Here is an 18,833-nt window from a genome sequence, read left to right as displayed (position 1 = left end):
TCACCCGGGGCTCAGGCGCCCCGGTCGGCGTTGCCGGCCTTCCAGGTCTCCCACGGGACGTTCCAGTCACCGAGGCCGTCCCAGCCGGGCAGCGTGGGGCCGACGGTCCCGGTGACCTCAAAGATGTCACCGCGCTTGGCGTTGTCGTAGAACCACTTGGCGTCCGCCGTGGTGACGTTGAGGCAGCCGTGGCTGGTGTTCTGGCTGCCCTGCGCCCACACCGACCACGGCGCGGCGTGGACGAAGATCCCGCTGTACGACATCCGCGTGGCGTACTGCACCGGCGTGCGGTAGCCCTCCGCCGAGTCCACCGCCACGCCGTACGTGGACGAGTCCATGATCATCGAGGCGTGCTTCTCGCCGATCACGTAGGTGCCGTTGGGCGTCGGGGTGGCGTCCTTGCCCATCGAGGTGGGCATGGTCTTGATGACCTCGCCGTTGCGCTCGACGGTGATCATCTTGGTCGAGTCGTCCACCCGGGAGATCACGGCGTCGCCGATCTCGAAGTTGCTGTGGGCGTCCTGCTGCCCGTACATCCCGCCGCCGAGATCCTCGCCGTAGATGTCCACGTGGACGTCGATCTTGGTTCCGGGCGCCCAGTACTCAGCGGGGCGCCAACGGACCTCCTGGTCGGAGACCCAGTAGAACGCGCCCTCGACCGCCGGCTCGGTGGTGATGTGGATGTTCTCCTGCGCCGCGCGGCGGTCCGCGATGGGCTCGTCGAACATCACCGCGACGGGCTGGCCGATCCCCACCACGGACCCCTCACCCGTGGTCAGGTAGGCGGCCGTCATGATGTTCGGCGTCAGCGTGGTGAAAGTGATGTTCTTACGCGTCACGAGCCCGGCCTCGTCAGTGGCCGTGGACTCCAGCGTGTACTGCCGGCCGTAACCGAGATCCTCGGTCGTGCGCCACTCGGTGAACTCCGGGTTGAACTCGCCCTGCACCTGCACGCCCTCGGGGTTGCGCACCACGACGGAGTCGAGCTTGCCACCCTCGGCGGTGAGGACGATCGGCTCGGCGGGGTTTGCGTCGGTGGCGCCGTCCGCGACCGACAGGTCGATCACCGCGGCCGGATCCGCCGGCGCCTCGGCCACGGGGGTGTCCTCCACCGTGCCGTCGCCGATAGTGCAGCCGGTGAGGACCAGCGCGCCGGTGAACACGGCGGCCAGACCGAGACGGGCCCTCGACCGGGCCCCGGTCGCCCGCCGCGCCTTCCGATCCGTTGTGCGCAGGTTCACTGAGGGCCCCTTCCAGCTGTCTCTTCCGCCCGGACGCGGCCACGACCGGAGGATTTCTACACCAGTATGCCTGCCGGGCTGCGCGCATTCCATATCGAGTCACCGGAGGGTGTCACATCACGCACCTCCCGAGTCGGATGGCGACACGGTCGATGACCAGGCGATTTCGTGATCCGGACTCACGGCTGTTACTGTTTCTCTCGCACCACGGAAGGCCGCGAGGCCGGAAGAACAAGCGCCATTAGCTCAATTGGCAGAGCAGCTGACTCTTAATCAGCGGGTTCGGGGTTCGAGTCCCTGATGGCGCACAGAGCGAAAGCCCCGGGTTTCACGACCCGGGGCTTTTTCGCGTGCGCCGGGGGCCGCGTGGGGCCCGGCGGGGCCGCTGCACAACGAGAGGAGCGTCCCGCACACGTCGCCCGAGTGGAAGTGCGCGGGACGCTCTTCTGGAGGGAGCCGAGCGGAAGCCGGACCGACGCCTGAGTCGTGGCCCGACTCGACCTGACCGAGTCCGTGCCGAGCAGCGGGCTCAGAGGGCCCGGCGGGCCGCCAGGTACGCCTCGATGCGCTGCCGTTCCTTGCGCTTGTTGGCCATCGACACCGTGATCCCGCCGACGACCAGAGCCGCTACCCCGCCGAGCACGGCCAGTACCCGCGGATCCTTCAGGGCCGCGGTCGCGCGCTCCTTACCCTCGGTCGCGAGGTTCTTGGGATTGACCCGGTCGATGATCTCGTCCAGGGTCGTCGCGAGATCGTCACGCGCCTTGGCGATATCGCCCTCGATGCTGTCGTAACTCCTGGACACCAGACCTCCGTCGATCGCTCGTCCGCGGGTGCCCCGCGGGTCTTGACCACGCCCACGCTACTGCACACCGACGGGATGCGCGCCCGAGCGCCGGTGCATCGGATAGGTTGGGAGGGTCCGACGCCCCGACTCGACCCCAGGAGCACCGGTGACCACACCACGGCTCGAGGTGGGCCAGCCGGCCCCCGCGTTCACCCTCCCCGACGCCGACGGCACGCCCACGTCGCTGCAGGATCTCCTCGCGGAGCACGGGAGGGTGCTCGTCTACGTCTACCCCGCCGCCATGACGCCGGGGTGCACGACCGAGACCGTGGACTTCGAGAACGCCCTCCAGCAGCTGCGGGACGCGGGCATGGGCGTCGTCGGCGTCTCCCCCGACGCGCCCGAGAAGCTGGCCCGGTTCCGGGACAAGTACGGCATCACGTTCCCGCTCCTGTCCGGTCCCGACAAGACGATGCTCACCGAGTGGGGCGCCTTCGGCGAGAAGAAGAACTACGGCAAGACCGTCATGGGAGTGATCCGCTCGACCTTCGTGGTGGAGTCGGACGGCACCATCTCGATGGCCCGGTACAACGTCCGCGCGAAGGGGCACGTGGCGATGGTCGCCAAGCTGCTCGGTGTGGAGCTCCCCGAGCCGCAGCCGGCGGAGGGCTGAACCACCCATGCCGACCGAATCGTCCGAGCGCGCCCACGAGCCGTCACGGGATATCACCGACGAGGCCGTCCAGGACGAACCGAACATCCTCGTCCCCCGCCGCCGACCGATCCAGGAGCGCAGCCGCCGGAAGTTCCAGGCACTCCTGTCGTCGGCCCGGGAAGTGCTAGTCGAGGTCGGCTTCGACTCGTTCACCTGCGAGGAGGTGGCGTCGCGCGCGGGCGTGCCCATCGGGACGCTGTACCAGTTCTTCGCCAACAAGTACGTCCTGGTCTGCGAGCTCGACCGCCAGGACGCGCACGGGGTGATCGAGGAGGTCGAGCGCTTCGCGCAGAAGATCCCCGCGCTGGACTGGCCGGAGCTGCTCAACGACTTCCTCGACCATCTGGCCGACCTGTGGCTCCGGGATCCGTCCCGGCGCGCGGTCTGGCTGGCCACGCAGGCCACTCCCGCCACGCGGGCCACGGCCGCCGTGAACGAGCGCGAGATCGCCCGGATGATCGCCAGCGTCCTCGCGCCGCTCATGCCCGCCACCGAGCGGGAACGCCGCGCGTTCATGGCCGAGGTGTTGGTGCACGTGGCCTACTCGATGCTGAACTTCTCCGTCAGCGCCGGCCCGGTGCCCGGCGGCGAAGCGGGTGACACCGTCGGCTCCGCCGGCGGCGAGGACATGCACGACGCGACCGTCACCGAGCTCAAGCGGATGCTCACCGCCTACCTGTGGCTGGCGGAGAAGGAAGCCCAGGCCGACTGAGGCGGCCCCGCCGCCAGGCCACCTTTCGGTGAGCCCACAGACCGCTACGGAGCGCCTACCCGCGCAGCGGCCCCTCGAGCACCACGAACGCGATCGCGGAGCCGCCGTCGTGGCTGAGGGAGACGTTCCACCGCGTGTCGTCACCGAGGGTCGCGGCCACCTGCCGGGCCACCTCTCCCCCGAGACGCACCGTCGGCCGGCCCCAGGCGTCGCACACCGTCTCGATCTCGGCCCAGCGCAGCAGGTCGGGCGGGATCGGAGGGGGCATGCCGTACAGTGCCGCGGACCACGCCTTGATGACCGCCTCTTTCGCGGCCCAGCGTGCGGCGAGGTGGCGGGCCAGCGGGTCCTCGTGGCGGCGCGGGGTCACCGTCCCGGGCGGAGACGACATCCCCGGTGGAGACGACGCCGCGGGAGACGAGGACGCGGGAGACGCTGACGTAGATGACGACGGCGACGACGACGTGAACCCGGCCGCCCGGCCGGCCCCGCGGGCCTCGGCGCGTTCGCGGCACTGCCTCCGCTCGGTGGGCGAGAACGCGCGCGTGAGCCGCGTCCCCGGTTCGGCCAGAGACGCGGCGAAGGCGCCGAGGTCGACGATGTCGACCCCGACGCCTCTCACCCCGGTCGTCACCGCCCGGAGCGCTCCGTCCCGGCGACCTCCGCGGCGATCTCCGCGGCGACACCGGCCGACAGCACGCCGTCGGCGTCGACGCGGGCGGCCGGGTCGAGCAGGACCGCGGCCTCGCGCTCCTTGACCTCGTCGCCCGAACCCTCACCGAGGCGACGGGCCTCGGGGCGGGTGTAGAGCGCCTCGCCGCCGTAGATCGCGTCGGTCAGGCGCCGGGCGCCCTCGCGCTCGCGGCGCAGGCCGGCCTCGCGGATGCGCTCGGCCTCGTCCTCGCCGTACGCCGCGGCCACGGCCCGGTGGTAGGCCTCCGGGTGCACCACGGCGATGAGGCCGGAGACGTGGCCGAAGCCCAGCGAGGTGAGCAGACCGGCCTTGAGGGGCAGGTCGCCGCCCAGCTGCAGGGTCTCGCGCAGCCACACCAGGTGCCGGTGGTGGTCCAGCACGTCGTCGACGCAGTCCAGGGAGCGGTTGGGCGGGATGGTGCCCGACCGCAGCATCTGGGTGAGCCCGATGAGCTGGAACGCCGCAGCACCGCCCTTGGCGTGGCCGGTGAGCGTCTTCTGCGACACCACGAACAGCGGGTTGCCCTCGGACCGGCCGATCGCCTCGGCGAGACGCTCGTGCAGTTCCGACTCGTTGGGGTCGTTGGCCTTGGTCGAGGTGTCGTGCTTGCTCACCACGGCCACGTCGTCGGCGGTCAGGCCCAGCTGGGCGAGGCCGCGGGCGAGCGGCGAACGCTTCCCGCCGCGCCCGGCGCCCAGCGCACCCAGCCCGGGGGCCGGGATGGAGGTGTGCGCGCCGTCGGCGTACGAGCCGGCCCAGCCGACCACGCCCAGGACGGGCAGCCCCATGCGGGCCGCGACGTCACCACGGGCGAGCAGGATGGTGCCACCGCCGGCCGACTCGACGAACCCGCCGCGACGGCGGTCGTTGGCCCGGCTGTAGTACCGCTCGTCGATCCCCTTGGCCGCCATGGCCGCGGAGTCGGCGGTGGCGGACATGTCGGCGAAGCCCTGGATGCCCTCGATGGACAGGTCGTCGAACCCGCCGGAGACCACGAACTCGGCCTTGCCGGCGCGGATCTTGTCGAAGCCCTCCTCGACGCTCACCGCGGTGGTGGCGCAGGCCGCCACCGGGTGCACCATCGAGCCGTAGCCGCCGACGTAGGACTGCATGACGTGCGCGGCCACGACGTTGGGCAGCGCCTCCTGCAGCGTGTCGTTGGCGCGGCTGCGGCCGAGGATGCCGTCGATGTACAGCGAGCGCATGCTCGTCATGCCGCCCATGCCGGTGCCCTGCGTGTTGGCGACGTCGGCCGGGTGGACGTGGGCCAGCAGCTCGGCCGGGGTGAAGCCCGACGAGATGAAGGCGTCGACGGTGGCCACGAGGTTCCACGCGGCCACCCGGTCGATGCCGGAGACCATGTCCGCGGGGATGCCCCACGCCGTGGGGTCGAACCCGGTCGGGATCTGACCGCCGACCACGCGCGTGAGCATGGTGCGGCGCGGGACGCGGATCTCCGTGCCGGCCTTGCGGGTGACCGTCCACTCCCCGTCCTCGCTCTGCGTGACGACGGTGTTCTCCGGGTCGTCCGAGAGGTAGGCGCGGGCCTGGGCCTCGTCGTCCACGACGAAGGACAGGTCCTCCGGCAGGAACACCGAGGTGAGCTGCGGTGCGGCGCCCGCGAACATCTCGGCGCGGGCGTCGTCGGCGTACGTGCGCACGCCCACCCGGGCCAGGACCTCGTCGCGGAACCGCTCGGCGATGTCCGCCTCGTCGATCGCCTCGCCGGTGGCCGTGACGGTCCACCCCGCGCGGGGCGAGTCCTCCCACGTGATCAGGCCCGTCGACCAGGCCAGCTCGACCACGCCGGCGGCGGTGAGGTCGCCGGTGGTCTCCACCTCGAAGCGGGTACGGGCGCTGCCGTAGGGGCCGACCTCACCGGCGCCCACGATTACGACCATGTCCTCGAGGTCCTGGGTGACCTCGCCCCACTCGGGCCGCTCGTCGGCGGCGACCGTCGGCAGCGACGGCAGCGCGGCGATCGTGCCGGCCGTGTCCTCGTCCGGGGTCGTCGCGGAGGCGGTGGGCCGGTCCGCGGCGAGCGCGGACATGTCGAGGTCGGCCGTGCCGAGCCCGCCCGTGAGGTCCACGGTGACCGGCTTCTCGGCGGCGGCGTCGCGGAACTCCGGCGCGCACCAGCGCAGCAGCTCGGTGGCCATCCCGGCGGTGGACCACGTGGACACGCCCGCGGCCTCGACGGCCTCGACGAGCGGGTCGTTGTGGCCCATGAGGCCGGTGCCCCGGACCCACCCGATGATCGCGTGGACGAAGGTGACCCGCTGCGACCAGGCCTTCTCCGAACCCCACTTGGCGATCATGGCGTCGAGCGCGGCCTTGGCCTCGCCGTAGGCGCCGTCGCCGCCGAAGATGCCGCGGTTGGGCGAGCCCGGCAGGACCACGTGCAGGCGGGAGTCGACGTCGGTGTCCGCGCCGATCGCGCCGAGCCCGGCGACGAGCTTCTCCACGCTCCACAGCAGGACGCGCATCTCCGTCTCGGCCCGCGGGCCGGCGTCGGCCATCGAGCCCTGGACGCGCGGTGCGGCGAACGGGAACAGCAGCGTCGGCGTGAGCGCCGGCTTGAGGACGGTGGTCTGGCCACCGGCCGACTCGGAGTGCTCCGAGCCGACCCACTCGACCAGCGCGTCGACGTCCGAGTAGGAGGTCATGTTGGCGGGCAGGACCCACAGCGCCGCGCCACCGCGGGCGTTGGAGCGGTAGAGGTCCTTGAAGAACGCCAGCTTGCCCTGGTCGAGGCTCGAGGTGGTGGCCACCACGGTGGCGCCACCGGCCAGGAGGCGGCCGGTGACCGCCGCGGCGATGGAGCCCTTTCCGGCGCCGGTGACGACGGCGACGTCGTCCGCGTACGCGCCGACGAACTCCTCCGCCGCGGCCTCCGAGATCTCCCGGAAGGCCGTGGCCAGGGCGTCGCGGCGGGCATCGGTCGCCCGGGCCGCCCACCAGCGGGCCTGCTCGGCGACGATCTCGCCCGCGCCGCGGAAGGCCTCCGCGGCGTCGGCCGGCACGTCCGAGGCGGTCCACAGGCGGGCCAGGTCCTCGCGGGCCGAGGCCCAGCGGTCGTCCAGCAGGACGGCGCGGTTGGCGTCGAAGGCCGGGGCCACCACGCGGCGCCAGTCGGAGCCCAGCTCGGCGGCCACGAGGTCGGCGAGCTCGGAATCCGGATCGGCGTCGGCCAGCAGGTCGACGGCCTCCGGCTCGAGGTGCCCGAGCCGGGTGAGCAGGCCGCGCGCGGCCTCCGCCAGGACGCCGTTGCGGCCGGTGAGCTCGTCGGCGAACTCGGTCAGCGCGGCGGAGTCGACGACCCCGCCACCGCCGGCGCCCGAGGAGGGCATGGCCACGGACACACCGTGGGCGGCGCCGACCGCCTGCACGGCCGCGTCGATGAGCGCGTCCAGGCCGGCGACGTCCTTGACGCCCGAGGCGTCGAGGGTCGCGAGGTCGCCACCGCGGATCGAGGCGCCGTCGCGGGTGCCCAGCGCGATCTCGGCGGTCACGTGGTGGGCCCAGCCGGCGCCGAGCTCCCACGCGCCGGTCACGCGCTCGGTGATGTACGCCGGGCGCTTGCCGGTGCGGCCCAGGACCGCGCGCAGGGCCTCCCCGACCGCGTCCGACAGGACGGGGCCGAAGGGGGCGTAGCCGCGGGCCAGGCGCGAGACCTGGTCGGCCAGGGTCGGGAAGTCCGCCTCGGCGGCGCCGTCGATGGCGCCCAGGCTCAGCTCGGTGCCCAGGTCGAGCAGCAGCTGGTTACGGCGCGAGGACACGCCGTCGCACAGCGTCTCGATGGAGTCGCCGGCGGCGATCTGCTCGGGACGGACCTTGGTGCGCAGCGCCACCAGCATGCGGGTGGCCGCGGGTGCGCCGAACTCCAGGTCGTCCGGGCGGGGAGCGCCGGGGGCGGCGGCAGGCGCAACTGCCGGTTCGGATCGGTCCGCACCGGCCGTGCCGGGGGTGTTGACGGCCGGTGCGGGGTCTGTGGGGGCCGCCTGACCGGCGGCCGGGGTGGAGGCGGAACCGGTGTCGGCGTCCGCCTCGTCGTCGTCGCCCTCCACGCTGGGCGGCAGGGTGCCGTACAGCGTCGCCGAGTCGCGCTCGACGTTGATCACCTGGGCGCGCGGCCCGCGGTGGGTGGGCAGGTCGAGGGTCTTGGAGGCGAGGTTCGCAACGGTCGGGGCGTTGGCCACGCCGACCTCGATGAACTGCTCGACGCCGAGGCCGCCACGCTCGATCGGCGTGAACAGCAGCTCCTGCGTCTCGATCCAGCGGACCGGGCTCGCGAACTGCCAGGCCAGCAGCTCGACGAGCAGCAGGCGGCCCAGTCGCGTGGGCGTGGCGGACCAGGCGTCCCAGTTCGCGAGGACGTCGTCCAGGGCCTCCGCCGGCACGAGGTCGGCGATCTCCTGCACGAAGTCGCGCTCGAGGCTGAACAGGCGCGGCACGAGGTTCGGGATGTAGCGGCCGACGAGCACCGAGATGTCCACGTCCTCGGGGATCAGCGCGTCGAGGGTGGCCCGGAAGTCCGGGACGCCGCCGCGCAGCACCGTGGAGTGGAACGGCACGTCGATGCCGGGCACCAGGATGAAGGCGTTCTTGCCGCCCGAGCGCTCGAGCTCCCGGTTCACCGCCTTCTCCAGCGCGGCGCAGCCGGCGACCGTGCCGGCCAGCGCGTACTGCGAGCCCGCCAGGTTGTAGTTGACGATCTCGATGAACTCGCCGGACTCGCGGGCCACGTCGGCGACCCACTGCGCGATGTCCTCGTCCGAGATGCCCATCTGCGACGGGCGGATAGCGGCCATGCGGTAGTCCGACCGCCCCTGCGCGTCACGCGGGACCAGCTGGTGCATGGTCGAGCCACGCTGGAACACGATCTCCAGCAGCGGCTCGAGCTCGAGCACGCCGGAGATGGCGGCCAGGGCGTCGTACTCGCCGATCGAGTGGCCGGCGAAGTAGGCGCCGTCGACGAGCAGGCCGTCGGCCTCGAGCTCGGCGCGCTGGGCGACCGCGAGGCACGCCATCGCGACCTGGGTGAACTGGGTCAGGTAGAGCACGCCGTCGGGATGCCGGTGGACCTCGCCGCGGACGGTGACCTCGGTCGGGTTGTCGCGGACGAGCGCCAGGATCGAGAAGCCCAGGGCCTCACGGGTGTGCTTGTCGGCGCGGTCCCAGATCTCGCGGGCGGCGGGGCAGCGGGTGCGCCCCTCCATGCCCATCCCCTTGGCCTGGATGCCCTGGCCGGGGAACGCGTAGACGGTGCGCGGGGCCTCGGTCAGCGCGGTGGCGGCCATGACGGTGGCGCCGTCGACCGTGCACGTGACCTCGAGGACCTGGCCGCCGGCGTGGCGGCCGGTCTGCACGGCGCGGACGGTGATGTGGTCGCCCGGGCGGACCGGGGCGAGCATCCGGGCGGTCCAGCCGGCGATCCGCAGCGCGGGGGTCTTGCCGTCCGAGGCCTGCACGGCGTGCTGCGCGGCGGCCGAGAGCCACATGCCGTGGACGATCACTCCACCGAGCCCGGCCAGCTCGGCCGCCGTGTCGGAGACGTGGATCGGGTTGTGGTCGCCGGAGACCAGCGCGAACGCGGTCATGTCGTGCGGGGCCGTGAGCGTGGCGGACACGCGCTGCTGGCGCGTGGTCTCCGCGGGCTCGGCGACGCCACCGGACGGGGTGACCAGCGCGCCACCGGCCGGGCGGGGGTCGCCGACCTCGGCGCCGCCGGTGCGGCCACGGATGGCGAAGCGCTCCGACAGGGTGCACAGCGGGGTGCGGGAGCCGTCGCGTGCCTCCGCGGCCACCTCGACCGACACCTCGACGACGCGGCCGAGGTCGGTGTCGCGGACACCGCCGGACCGGGCGACGACGACGAGGTCGGTCGTCTCCTGCGGCAGCGCCGCGTGCATGCGGATGCCGTGGTCCAGGTGGACCAGGTCGAGCAGCCCCTCGACGACGGTGCCGGTGCCGCGCGGGCGACGCGTCTGGCCGAGCACGGCGAAGACGGTCGGCCAGGCGGCGCCCACGAGGGCGTCCGGGACGCCGGCGGACGGCACGAGCGAGGTGGGCAGGCTGCCGGCGGTGACGCCGGTGTGGTCCGTGGCCAGGGTGGGCTCGAACGTGAACCGCGCGGTGGCGACACCGTCGGTGACCTCGGGCAGCGTGTCGATCCGGGTACCGCCCGCTCCCCCGCGGCCGACGCCGGCGGCGGTGGCCAGCAGGGTGCGCATGGCGGACTCCGCGGCGTCATCGGTGATGACGGGCGCGGCACCGGTGGCCACGGCGTCGCCCACGGTGAGGGTGATGGTCATCTCGGCCGGGCCGACCGGCAGCGTCAGGTCGACCGTCTGCCCGTCCGTGTCCGGGGTGAGGACGGCGCCGGAGACCGGGTGGCGACCGATGCCGTCGGCGTCGATCTCCCACGCGTGCAGGACGCCCAGGCGGTGGACGGGGTTGACGACGAGTCGGCCGGCCCAGGTGACGTCGGGGCTGTTGAGCACGTCGGCGACGGGGCCGGTGGCGGTGGTGACGATGCCGCGGCGGCGGCTCGACACGGCCTCGGTGTCGGGCAGGTAGCCGCTGACCCGGTCGGCGGTGGCGGCCTCGAAGCGGTCGAGGAGCTCACCGACCGGCTCGTCGACGCGGGTGATGCCGGCCACGGCGGTGGTCCCGGGGATCACGCACACGGCGTCGGCGTCGTAGCGCGGGTCGTGGGCCTGCCACAGGGAGTCCGAACGCCACCAGCGGCGCACGTCGGCGTCGATGACGGGGACGAACGGCACGGGCTTGCCGGGCATACGGCAGATGTCGAGGAACTCGGCGGCGTCGGCCGGGTGCAGCACGGCGCTCGCGAGCTCGGGGTGGCGGGCGGCGAGGGCGTCGATCACCTCGGCGGGGCGCTCCATGGACTCCACGCGCGGGAACGCGGAGCGGATGCGGCCGGTGTCGGCGGCGTCGAGGCGGGCCTCGGTGCGCTGGACCATGCGGTGGAAGCGCTCGCGGATGGTCGGGTCGAGCCACACGGAGCGGGTGCCGTCGGCGACCGCGGCGGCGAAGTCGCCGCCCACGTCGAACGAGTCGTCGCCCCGGGCGACCGACCCGTCGGCGCCGGCGCCGGGCGCGAGCGAGAGCTCGACGAAGCGCCGCAGCCACTGCTCGTAGGTCATGGAGTCGAGGTCGCCGAAGTAGGGCTTGGCGGTGCCGTTGATCGCCGCGATGATCTCGTCGCGGCGGGCGGCCACAGCGTCGGCGTCGCCCGCCACCTCGTCGAGGAGGCGCCCGGTGCGCGCGGCGGTGTTCTCGATCTCGTGGATGTCCGCGCCGAGCTGGCTGCGGCCGGAGGCCATGCCTCCCTCGGCCTGGCCCGCGCCCACCCAGGCGTCGACGCCCGTGGTGTCCACGAGCAGCTGCTTGACCTGGGGGCTGGTGGTGGCCTCGAGGGTCGCCATCGCGGCGGTGCCCACGAGGATGCCGTCGACCGGCATGGCCGGGTAGCCGTGCGCGTTGGCCCACGAGCCGGTGAGGTAGTCGGCGGCCCGCTCGGGGGTGCCGATGCCTCCGCCGACGCACAGGACGACGTTGGGGCGCTCGCGCAGCTCACCGTAGGTCGACAGCAGGAGGGCGTCGAGGTCCTCCCACGAGTGGTGGCCGCCGGCGCGGCCGCCCTCGACCTGGACGATGACGGGCATGTGAGGGACCTCGGCGGCGATCCGCACGACCTGGCGGATCTGCGCGACGGTGCCGGGCTTGAAGCTGACGTGCCGCAGGCCGGCCTCGGTCAGCTCCTCGATGAGGGCCACCGACTCGTCGAGCTCGGGGATGCCGGCGGTGACGATCACGCCGTCGAAGGGGATGCCCGCGGCGCGGGCCCGCTGGACGAGCCGCTTGCCGCCGACCTGCATCTTCCACAGGTACGGGTCGAGGAACAGGGAGTTGAACTGGGCGCTGCGGCCGGGCTCGAGCAGCTCGGCCAGGCGGCGGGTGTTCTCGGCGAAGATCGCCTCGGAGACCTGCCCGCCGCCGGCGAGCTCGGCCCAGTGGCCGGCGTTGGCCGCGGCGGCGACGATCTCGGGGTCCACGGTGGTGGGCGTCATGCCCGCCAGCAGGATCGGCGAACGCCCGGTGAGGCGGGTGAAGGAGGTCTCCACGTGGACGCTGCCGTCGGGCAGCGTGATGAGCTGCGGCTGGAACGCCGTCCACGGCCGCTCGATCAGCGGCGTGGCACCCGGGGTGAACAGGTTGCGCAGGCCCCCGCGGGTGGCGGCGGGGACGACGCCCACGCCCTGGCCGCGGACCACGGACCGGTTGAGCCGGGTCAGCGCCTCGCCGGGGCCCATGTCGAGGATCCACTGGGCACCGGAGTGCAGGGCCTCGGCCATCTCCTCGACCCAGTCGACCGGCTCGATGAAGACCTGGCGCGCCAGGTGGACGGCGCGCTCGACGTCCAGATCGCAGGCGCGGGCCCAGCGGGAGACGATCTCGACCGCCGGCGCCATCGCCGGGTGGTGGAATCCGACCTCCACGTCGAGCGGGTCGAAGACGGGGGCGAAGACCTCGCCGCCGGTGAGCTTTGCCTCGCGACGACGACGCGACTCGGCCTCGAGGTCGGCGCAGTGACGACGCAGGTCCTCGAGATCGTCCGGTCGGCCGACCACGACGTGGCGGCGCTGCGCGTTGCGGATGGAGACCGACGGGCGGATCGACGCGTCGACGTCCGAGAACAGCTCGTCGACCAGCGATCGCAGGGCCTCGCCGTCGATCCCGGACACCCCGACCATGGGGCTGGCCTGGCCACGGCGGAACAGACCCACGCGCCGCCCGACCAGGGTGGCGGCGGCGCCGATGAGCTCGGCGACGGCCAGCAGCCGGTCGTCGATGGACCCGAAGGTCTCCACCGACTCCACGGCCAGCACGCCCTGGGAGTGTCCGACCACGGCCGCCGGGGCGGTGTCGTTGACGTCGAAGCCCTCGGCCGCGAGGGCACGCAGCGCGCCGATCTGGGTGAGCAGGACCGCGGGGAGGGAGACCGCGGCGGCCGACAGGGAGGCGTCGTCGGGCAGGTCAGCCGCGTCCTCGTCCTCGCCGGTGGTGGTGTTGGCCCACTCGATGGGCCGGAAGCCGTGGGTCCGCACGACCGCGATCTCGTCATGGACGGGCTCGGTGAGGGCGACGGAGGCGTCGACGAGGTCCTGGAGCTCCGGCCCGATCCCCGTGCCGTCGATGAGATCGCTGAGCGCGTCGCGCCAGGCGATCCCCTGCCCGCCGAAGGCGAGCGCATAGGCCGTACCCTCACGGAGTTCGTCCGCGAGGGCGCGGGCGGCGCTACGGGCCGCGAACCCGGTCTCGATCGGGCGGGGGGTGAGGTCGCGGTCGTCGATCGTCACGTGTGGAACTCCTTGGCACTGCGTCAGGGACATCGCCGGAATCGGTGACCGGTTTCGGCGCAGCGCACAGATTGCCACACAAAGTTGAGGGGCCCCTCAGATTGCGGGGGTACGACCGACCGAATCGCGGGTCAGCCGTCGGTCGGCGGCGGTGATGCCCGCCACAAAAAGACATGACGCGCGCCTCATATCTACAGGTGAGGCCACCCTCAGGTTCTGCGTTTGCGCGGTTATCGAATTGTTACATCTTTTCAGGGACTCTCGGGCTACCAGGGCGTGTCGTCCAGCCCATACGGGTGTGCTGCCGACGCGCCCGCGACCCGGTACGGGACGACGCGTCGCCACTGCCGTGCCGCGATCAGGCGCCGCAGCGCAGCTCCTCCATGGCCCGCGCGTCCAACCCTTCGGCAGCGCACAGATCGGCGGCCAACCGGCGCGGCCCGGACGACCACTCGACGTGGGCGGCCCGCGCGGCCCGCCCGAACGACACGGTGACCAGGCCACCGATACCGGGCGTCTCGTCCGGCGCGAGCGCCCCCTCCCCCACCCGGTCGATCGCCACGACCTCGGCGACGGTCGCTGCCCCGGGCGCGGGGATCAGCCGCAGCTGCACGAGGTGACCGTCGAACGCCCCCATCCAAACGGCGAACGTACCGGTGCCGTCCGGCCGGAGCTCAAGCGTGCGCCCGTGCGAGAACCACCGGCCGGTCTCGCGCACGACGTCCGTGGGCGTCAGGACGGCCGGGGGCGGTACGGACGCGGCCACCGGTTCGACGGGCGCCACCACGGTCGGAACCGCCGGCCCGCCCGGCGCGAGCGTCCGCGGGGAGGCGGCGACGGAGCCCGCGCCGACGGTGAGCGTCACGAGCGCCGCGGCGACGAGCAGCCGATTCGCGGTCCGCCCTCCTAATTGGTGCCTCATGGGATTACCCTAATCACACCAGCCACGTGACCGAGTACCCGACTTGCGTCGATTCGATCACCAAATGGCAACCGTCCGACTAGAAGTAGGGGACTCGGAGCACGGCTCGAATCCGAACCCGCCCGCTCCCCCGCTGAGGAGGAATCCATGTCCACACCCGCCGCCACGGGCGGTACCAGGAGACGCGAGGCCTTCTCGGGGCGCTCCGTCTTCGTGTTCGCCGCCATCGGCTCCGCCGTCGGCCTCGGCAACATCTGGCGTTTCCCCTTCGTCGCCTACGACAACGGCGGCGGCGCGTTCCTCATCCCGTATCTGGTCGCGCTGCTCTCCGCCGGTATCCCCCTGCTGTTCTTCGACTACGCCATCGGCCACCGGTTCCGCGGCTCCGCTCCCCTGAGTTTCCGCCGCATGAACCGTTTCGCCGAGCCGATCGGTTGGATCCAGGTGTTGGTGTCCTTCGTGATCGCCGTCTACTACGCGGTGATCCTCGCGTGGGCGGCCTGCTACGCCTGGTTCTCCGTCGACGGCCGCTGGGGCGAGACCTATGAGGAAACCGCCACCTTCTTCTCGGAGGACTTCCTCCGCGCCGGGTCCGGCTTCGGCCTGGACTTCGTGCCGCTCATCACGGGCGTGTTGGTCGTTGTATGGCTGTTCACTCTCGGCGTCCTCATCGCGGGAGTTCAGAAGGGCATCGGCCGGACCGCTCAGATCTTCATCCCGCTGTTGATCGTCTTGTTCGCGGCCCTGGTCATCCGGTCCCTGTTCCTCGAGGGGGCCGCCGACGGCCTCAACAACTTCTTCACGCCCGACTGGGGCGTGCTGACCGACCCCGGTGTGTGGATCGCCGCCTACGGGCAGATCTTCTTCTCCCTGTCGGTGGGCTTCGGCATCATGCTCACCTACGCCTCGTACCTCAAGCGCCGCTCCAATCTCACCAGCTCGGGGCTCGTCGTGGGCTTCTCCAACTCGGCATTCGAGGTCCTGGCCGGTATCGGCGTCTTCGCCACCCTCGGCTTCCTCGTCTCCTCCGCTGCGGGCGCGGGGTGGGACGACGTCAGCGGCGGGCCGGGCCTCGCGTTCATCGCCTTCCCCGCCCTCATCTCGCAGATGCCCGGCGGGCCCATCTGGGGCGTCGTGTTCTTCGCATGCCTCATCCTCGCCGGCCTCACGTCGATGATCTCGATCGTCGAGGTGGTCATCTCCTCCTTCCAGGACAAGGTGGGCGTCTCCCGCACCACCGCAACGTTGGCGATCGGCGGCCCGATGGCCATCGTGTCGATCCTGCTCATGCCCACCGAGACGGGCCTGCAGAACCTCGACATCCTGGACAAGTTCGCCAACAGCATCGGCATCGTGGGCATCGCGCTCATCGCCCTCATCGTGGTGATGTTCGCGCTGCGCCTGGGTCCCACCCTGCGCGACCACCTCAACTCGGTCTCTTCGTTCAAGGTCGGCCCCATCTGGATCGTGTGCATGGCGGTCGTCACCCCGCTCGTCCTGGCGTACGCGCTGTTCGGCGAGATCCGCAGCCTGGTCTCGGAGCCGTACGAGGGCTACGACGCCGCCGTACTCGGCGTCTGGGGCTGGGGCATGATCGCCGCGATCCTGGTGCTGTCGGTGATCCTGTCCCTGCTGCCCTGGCGCGGGGCCCGTCACCTCGACGGCCCGCCGGCGACGGACGACGATCCAAGCGACGTCCTCTACGAGGACCAGTTCGACGCGTCGGGCTCCCCCGTCCGGGCCGACGCGGCCAGCGCGACCCGCACGGCCGGCACCGGTACGCGCGGCAACCGTACCGAGACCACCCGAAACGAGGGCTGAACCATGGACACCGCAGCGATCATCATGATGGTGCTGTTCCTGCTCGTCATCTGGGGAGGCCTGGCACTGAGCATCGCGCACTTCGTCCGGCAGCCCGACGACATGACGGAGGAGAACGCCGCGCGCACGGCGCGGAAGGTCTGACTCCCGGTCATCGACCGTAGGCCCCGGTTCCACAGCGGAACCGCGGCCTACGTCGTCCCGGGGTTCCCCTCGACCGGGCCGTCCGAGCCCGCCTCGTACTCCTCCATTGGGACCGCGCCGGACTCCCAGGCCTCGATCACCGGGGTGAGGATCCGCCAGCACTCCTCGGCGACGTCGCCGCGGACGGTGAGGAGCCGGTCCCCGTCGAGGATCCGCCCGAGGACCTCCCCGTACGGGAGCAGGTCGCTGTCGCCGAGCTCGGTGTCGAGGTGGGAGTCCTCGAGCGCGAGACTGTCGCCGGAGGCGTTGGTCGCCAGGTCGAGTGCCACCCGGCCGGGCGCGATGCCCATCGTGAGCCGGCTCGGCGGGGCCCCGCCCGCGAACGCCTCCGGAACGTGTGGCGGCGGCCGGAACGTCACCGTCACCCGCATCGAGTCCTCACCCAGTGCCTTGCCTGACCGGAGCCGCACGGGCACTCCCGCCCAGCGCTGGTTCCGGACCTCGAGCACCACCTCGGCGAGCGTCTCGGTCCCCCGCGACGGATCGACGCCCTCCTCGTCGGTGTAGGCGACGACGTCACGGCCGCCCGCCCTGCCGGCCGTGTAGCGGGCGCGACGAGAGCACGCGCACGGGTCGTCCCGCCACACGTGGGTGGACCGGAGAGTGGTGGCGAGCAGGTCCTGCAGTTCGGTGGCGTCGAGTCGCGCGGGCGCCTCCATGGTGACCAGCGCCGTCACGAGCAACAGGTGCGACTGGAGCATGTCGACCAGCGCACCGGTCGAGTCGTAGTAGCCGGCACGGCCCTCGAGGGCGAGGGTCTCGTCGGCCACGACGTCGATGCGCTCGACGTGCTCGGCTGTCCACACGGGTTCCAGGACCCGGTTACCGAACCGCATTCCGAGGATGTTGAGGACGTTCGCGTCGCCGAGGAAGTGGTCGACGCGGTGGACGCGGTCCTCCGGGACGAGGTCGAGGAGCAGCGCGTTGAGGTCGCGGGCCGAGGCGAGGTCGGTGCCGAACGGCTTCTCGACCGCGAACCGTACGTCGTCGCGGAGTGGGCGGCCGCGCAGTCCCTCGCACGCCGTGGCGGTGACGGCCGGGGGCAGGGCGAAGTACAGCACCACCGGGCCGTCGAGCCCGTCGATGAAGTCGGCGAACGCGTCGGCGTCCGTGACGTCCAGGGCGACGAAGCGAGTCGTCGCCGCGATCCGGTCGGCCTGGTCCGGTCCGCAGCCGCCCTCGCGCAGCGCTGACCGGACGAGTCCGCGCCACTCGTCGTCGTCCATACCGGATCGGCCGGAGCCGACGACGGTGACGTCCCGCTCCGGGTCGCGCGCCAGGAGCGAGCCCAGGCCGGGGAGCAGGAGGCGCTCGGTGAGATCACCCCCGGCCCCCAGGATCGCCAGGGTGGGGCGGTCGTTCTGTGACGTGGTGGTCGGCATGCGGTCGGGCCTCCGGGCGGGTCGTCGCCCGGCGGCTCGGTCCGGGCACTACTCGGCTGCTCGCCCGACGCTACCCGCGCGATCGTCCACCGGCCGGGCGCGACGCCAGTAGCCTCGGCGGCATGGACAGCGAGTCGAGCGACACGGCACCCGTCGAGGTGCGCCACCTGGTGCAGCAGTGGAAGCGCCTCGACGAGGTGCTGGCGGGCCTGAAGAAGGACGACTGGACGGCGGCGACGGCGCTGCCGGGGTGGACCGTGCGCGACATCGTGGCGCACATCGCCGGCACCGAGCACATGCTCGCCGGCGAGCCGGTCCCGGACATCGAGTTGCCGGAGTCGGCGCGCGAGCACGTCCGCAACCCGATCGGTGAGCTCAACGAGAAGTTCGTCCAGGAGGCCCGGTCGCTGGCGGTCGAGGACGCGTTCGCCGATTTCAGGGAGGTCGTCGCCGAGCGCACGGAACAGCTCGCGGAGCTGTCCGCCGCGGACCTCGAGGCGGAGACGGACTCCCCCGTCGGTCGCGTGCCGTACCGCCGCTTCATGGGGGTGCGGGTCTTCGACTGCTGGGTCCACGAGGACGACATCCGGCAGGCGCTCGGCATGAAGCACCATCTCGGCGGTGACACCGGGCGGTTCGCCGTCGAGGAGATCGTGCGGGCCCTGCCGCGCATCGTCGGGAAGGGTGCCGGCGCCCCGGACGGGTCCCGTGTCCGGTTCCGCGTCGTCGGTGAGGACGACGCGGATCTGCCGCTGGTCACCGACGTCGTCGTCGACGGACGCGCGCGGCTCGCCGATGTGGACGACGCCGCGCGGCCCACCGTCGAGCTGGTCTTCGACACGGCGACCTTCGTGCGCGCGACGACCGGCCGCATCACCGCCGAGCCGGGTCGCGGCGTGAAGGTCACCGGGGACGAGGATCTCGGCCGGGCGATCCTCGGATCGTTGGCCTTCACCATCTGAGCCCTCG

The 18,833-nt window shown here is 72.4% G+C and carries 11 protein-coding genes and 1 tRNA gene; 6 read left to right on the top strand and 6 right to left on the bottom strand.

Annotated features, from left to right (window positions below):
• Positions 1 to 11: 11 nt before the first annotated feature.
• The gene (locus DPA01S_RS11635; RefSeq protein WP_106385790.1) at positions 12 to 1,241 is read right to left on the bottom strand and encodes a L,D-transpeptidase; all 1,230 of its coding nucleotides are present in this window, start codon (positions 1,239 to 1,241) and stop codon (positions 12 to 14) included.
• Between the two features lie 235 nt (positions 1,242 to 1,476).
• Between DPA01S_RS11635 and DPA01S_RS11630 the strand changes: the two genes are divergently transcribed.
• Positions 1,477 to 1,549 (top strand) — tRNA-Lys (locus DPA01S_RS11630).
• A gap of 221 nt (positions 1,550 to 1,770) precedes the next feature.
• Here DPA01S_RS11630 and DPA01S_RS11625 read toward each other — a convergent pair.
• Positions 1,771 to 2,046 carry a DUF3618 domain-containing protein gene (locus tag DPA01S_RS11625; RefSeq protein ID WP_061230180.1) on the bottom strand — a complete coding sequence of 92 codons (276 nt, stop codon included), beginning with the start codon at positions 2,044 to 2,046 and terminating at the stop codon, positions 1,771 to 1,773.
• Between the two features lie 148 nt (positions 2,047 to 2,194).
• Here DPA01S_RS11625 and DPA01S_RS11620 point away from each other — a divergent pair, with 148 nt between their 5' ends.
• Together DPA01S_RS11620 and DPA01S_RS11615 are read left to right on the top strand one after the other, a co-directional pair.
• Entirely contained in the window at positions 2,195 to 2,701 is a 507-nt protein-coding gene (locus DPA01S_RS11620; RefSeq protein ID WP_061916409.1) for a peroxiredoxin, read from the top strand.
• Positions 2,702 to 2,708: 7 nt separating this feature from the next.
• Positions 2,709 to 3,455, top strand: a complete 747-nt coding sequence (locus DPA01S_RS11615) for a TetR/AcrR family transcriptional regulator (RefSeq protein ID WP_007626718.1) — start codon at positions 2,709 to 2,711, stop codon at positions 3,453 to 3,455.
• Between the two features lie 55 nt (positions 3,456 to 3,510).
• Here DPA01S_RS11615 and DPA01S_RS11610 read toward each other — a convergent pair whose 3' ends face one another.
• From DPA01S_RS11610 to DPA01S_RS11600, 3 genes are all read right to left on the bottom strand, one after another.
• Complete coding sequence (locus tag DPA01S_RS11610; protein ID WP_061229723.1) at positions 3,511 to 4,089, bottom strand: holo-ACP synthase; 579 nt, start codon at positions 4,087 to 4,089, stop codon at positions 3,511 to 3,513.
• A complete protein-coding gene (locus DPA01S_RS11605; RefSeq protein WP_061916406.1) occupies positions 4,086 to 13,535 on the bottom strand; it encodes a type I polyketide synthase in 9,450 nt (3,149 codons plus the stop codon). Before DPA01S_RS11605 ends, DPA01S_RS11610 begins: the two co-directional genes overlap by 4 nt.
• Positions 13,536 to 13,893: 358 nt before the next feature.
• Positions 13,894 to 14,457: a hypothetical protein gene (locus DPA01S_RS11600; protein ID WP_061229721.1), complete on the bottom strand. Its 564-nt coding sequence runs from the start codon at positions 14,455 to 14,457 to the stop codon at positions 13,894 to 13,896.
• 147 nt (positions 14,458 to 14,604) lie between these two features.
• Here DPA01S_RS11600 and DPA01S_RS11595 point away from each other — a divergent pair, with 147 nt between their 5' ends.
• Positions 14,605 to 16,278 carry a sodium-dependent transporter gene (locus tag DPA01S_RS11595; protein WP_061229720.1) on the top strand — a complete coding sequence of 558 codons (1,674 nt, stop codon included), beginning with the start codon at positions 14,605 to 14,607 and terminating at the stop codon, positions 16,276 to 16,278.
• Between the two features lie 3 nt (positions 16,279 to 16,281).
• Positions 16,282 to 16,422, top strand: a complete 141-nt coding sequence (locus DPA01S_RS16390; RefSeq protein WP_082767821.1) for a methionine/alanine import family NSS transporter small subunit — start codon at positions 16,282 to 16,284, stop codon at positions 16,420 to 16,422.
• A gap of 47 nt (positions 16,423 to 16,469) precedes the next feature.
• Here DPA01S_RS16390 and DPA01S_RS11590 read toward each other — a convergent pair whose 3' ends face one another.
• On the bottom strand, positions 16,470 to 17,864 hold the full coding sequence (locus DPA01S_RS11590) for a glucose-6-phosphate dehydrogenase (RefSeq protein ID WP_061916401.1): 1,395 nt from the start codon (positions 17,862 to 17,864) through the stop codon (positions 16,470 to 16,472).
• A 122-nt stretch (positions 17,865 to 17,986) separates the two neighbouring features.
• Between DPA01S_RS11590 and DPA01S_RS11585 the strand changes: the two genes are divergently transcribed.
• Positions 17,987 to 18,826, top strand: coding sequence for a maleylpyruvate isomerase family mycothiol-dependent enzyme (locus DPA01S_RS11585; protein ID WP_061916398.1), 840 nt, complete (start codon positions 17,987 to 17,989; stop codon positions 18,824 to 18,826).
• Positions 18,827 to 18,833: the final 7 nt, after the last annotated feature.

Origin of the sequence: Dietzia papillomatosis NBRC 105045 (genome assembly GCF_001570845.1) — a bacterium.
GTDB classification, from domain to species: Bacteria; Actinomycetota; Actinomycetes; order Mycobacteriales; family Mycobacteriaceae; genus Dietzia; species Dietzia cinnamea.
Note: the sequence above shows the minus strand (reverse complement) of the source record. Positions and strands in the feature narration are given on the sequence as shown.

Excerpts from the sequence above, each read along its gene's own strand:
- DPA01S_RS11600 (WP_061229721.1), bottom strand. The coding sequence starts at position 14,457 with ATGAGGCACCAATTAGGAGGGCGGACCGCGAATCGGCTGCTCGTCGCC.
- DPA01S_RS11595 (WP_061229720.1), top strand. The coding sequence starts at position 14,605 with ATGTCCACACCCGCCGCCACGGGCGGTACCAGGAGACGCGAGGCCTTC.
- DPA01S_RS11585 (WP_061916398.1), top strand. The coding sequence starts at position 17,987 with ATGGACAGCGAGTCGAGCGACACGGCACCCGTCGAGGTGCGCCACCTG.
- DPA01S_RS11615 (WP_007626718.1), top strand. The coding sequence starts at position 2,709 with ATGCCGACCGAATCGTCCGAGCGCGCCCACGAGCCGTCACGGGATATC.
- DPA01S_RS11590 (WP_061916401.1), bottom strand. The coding sequence starts at position 17,864 with ATGCCGACCACCACGTCACAGAACGACCGCCCCACCCTGGCGATCCTG.
- DPA01S_RS16390 (WP_082767821.1), top strand. The coding sequence starts at position 16,282 with ATGGACACCGCAGCGATCATCATGATGGTGCTGTTCCTGCTCGTCATC.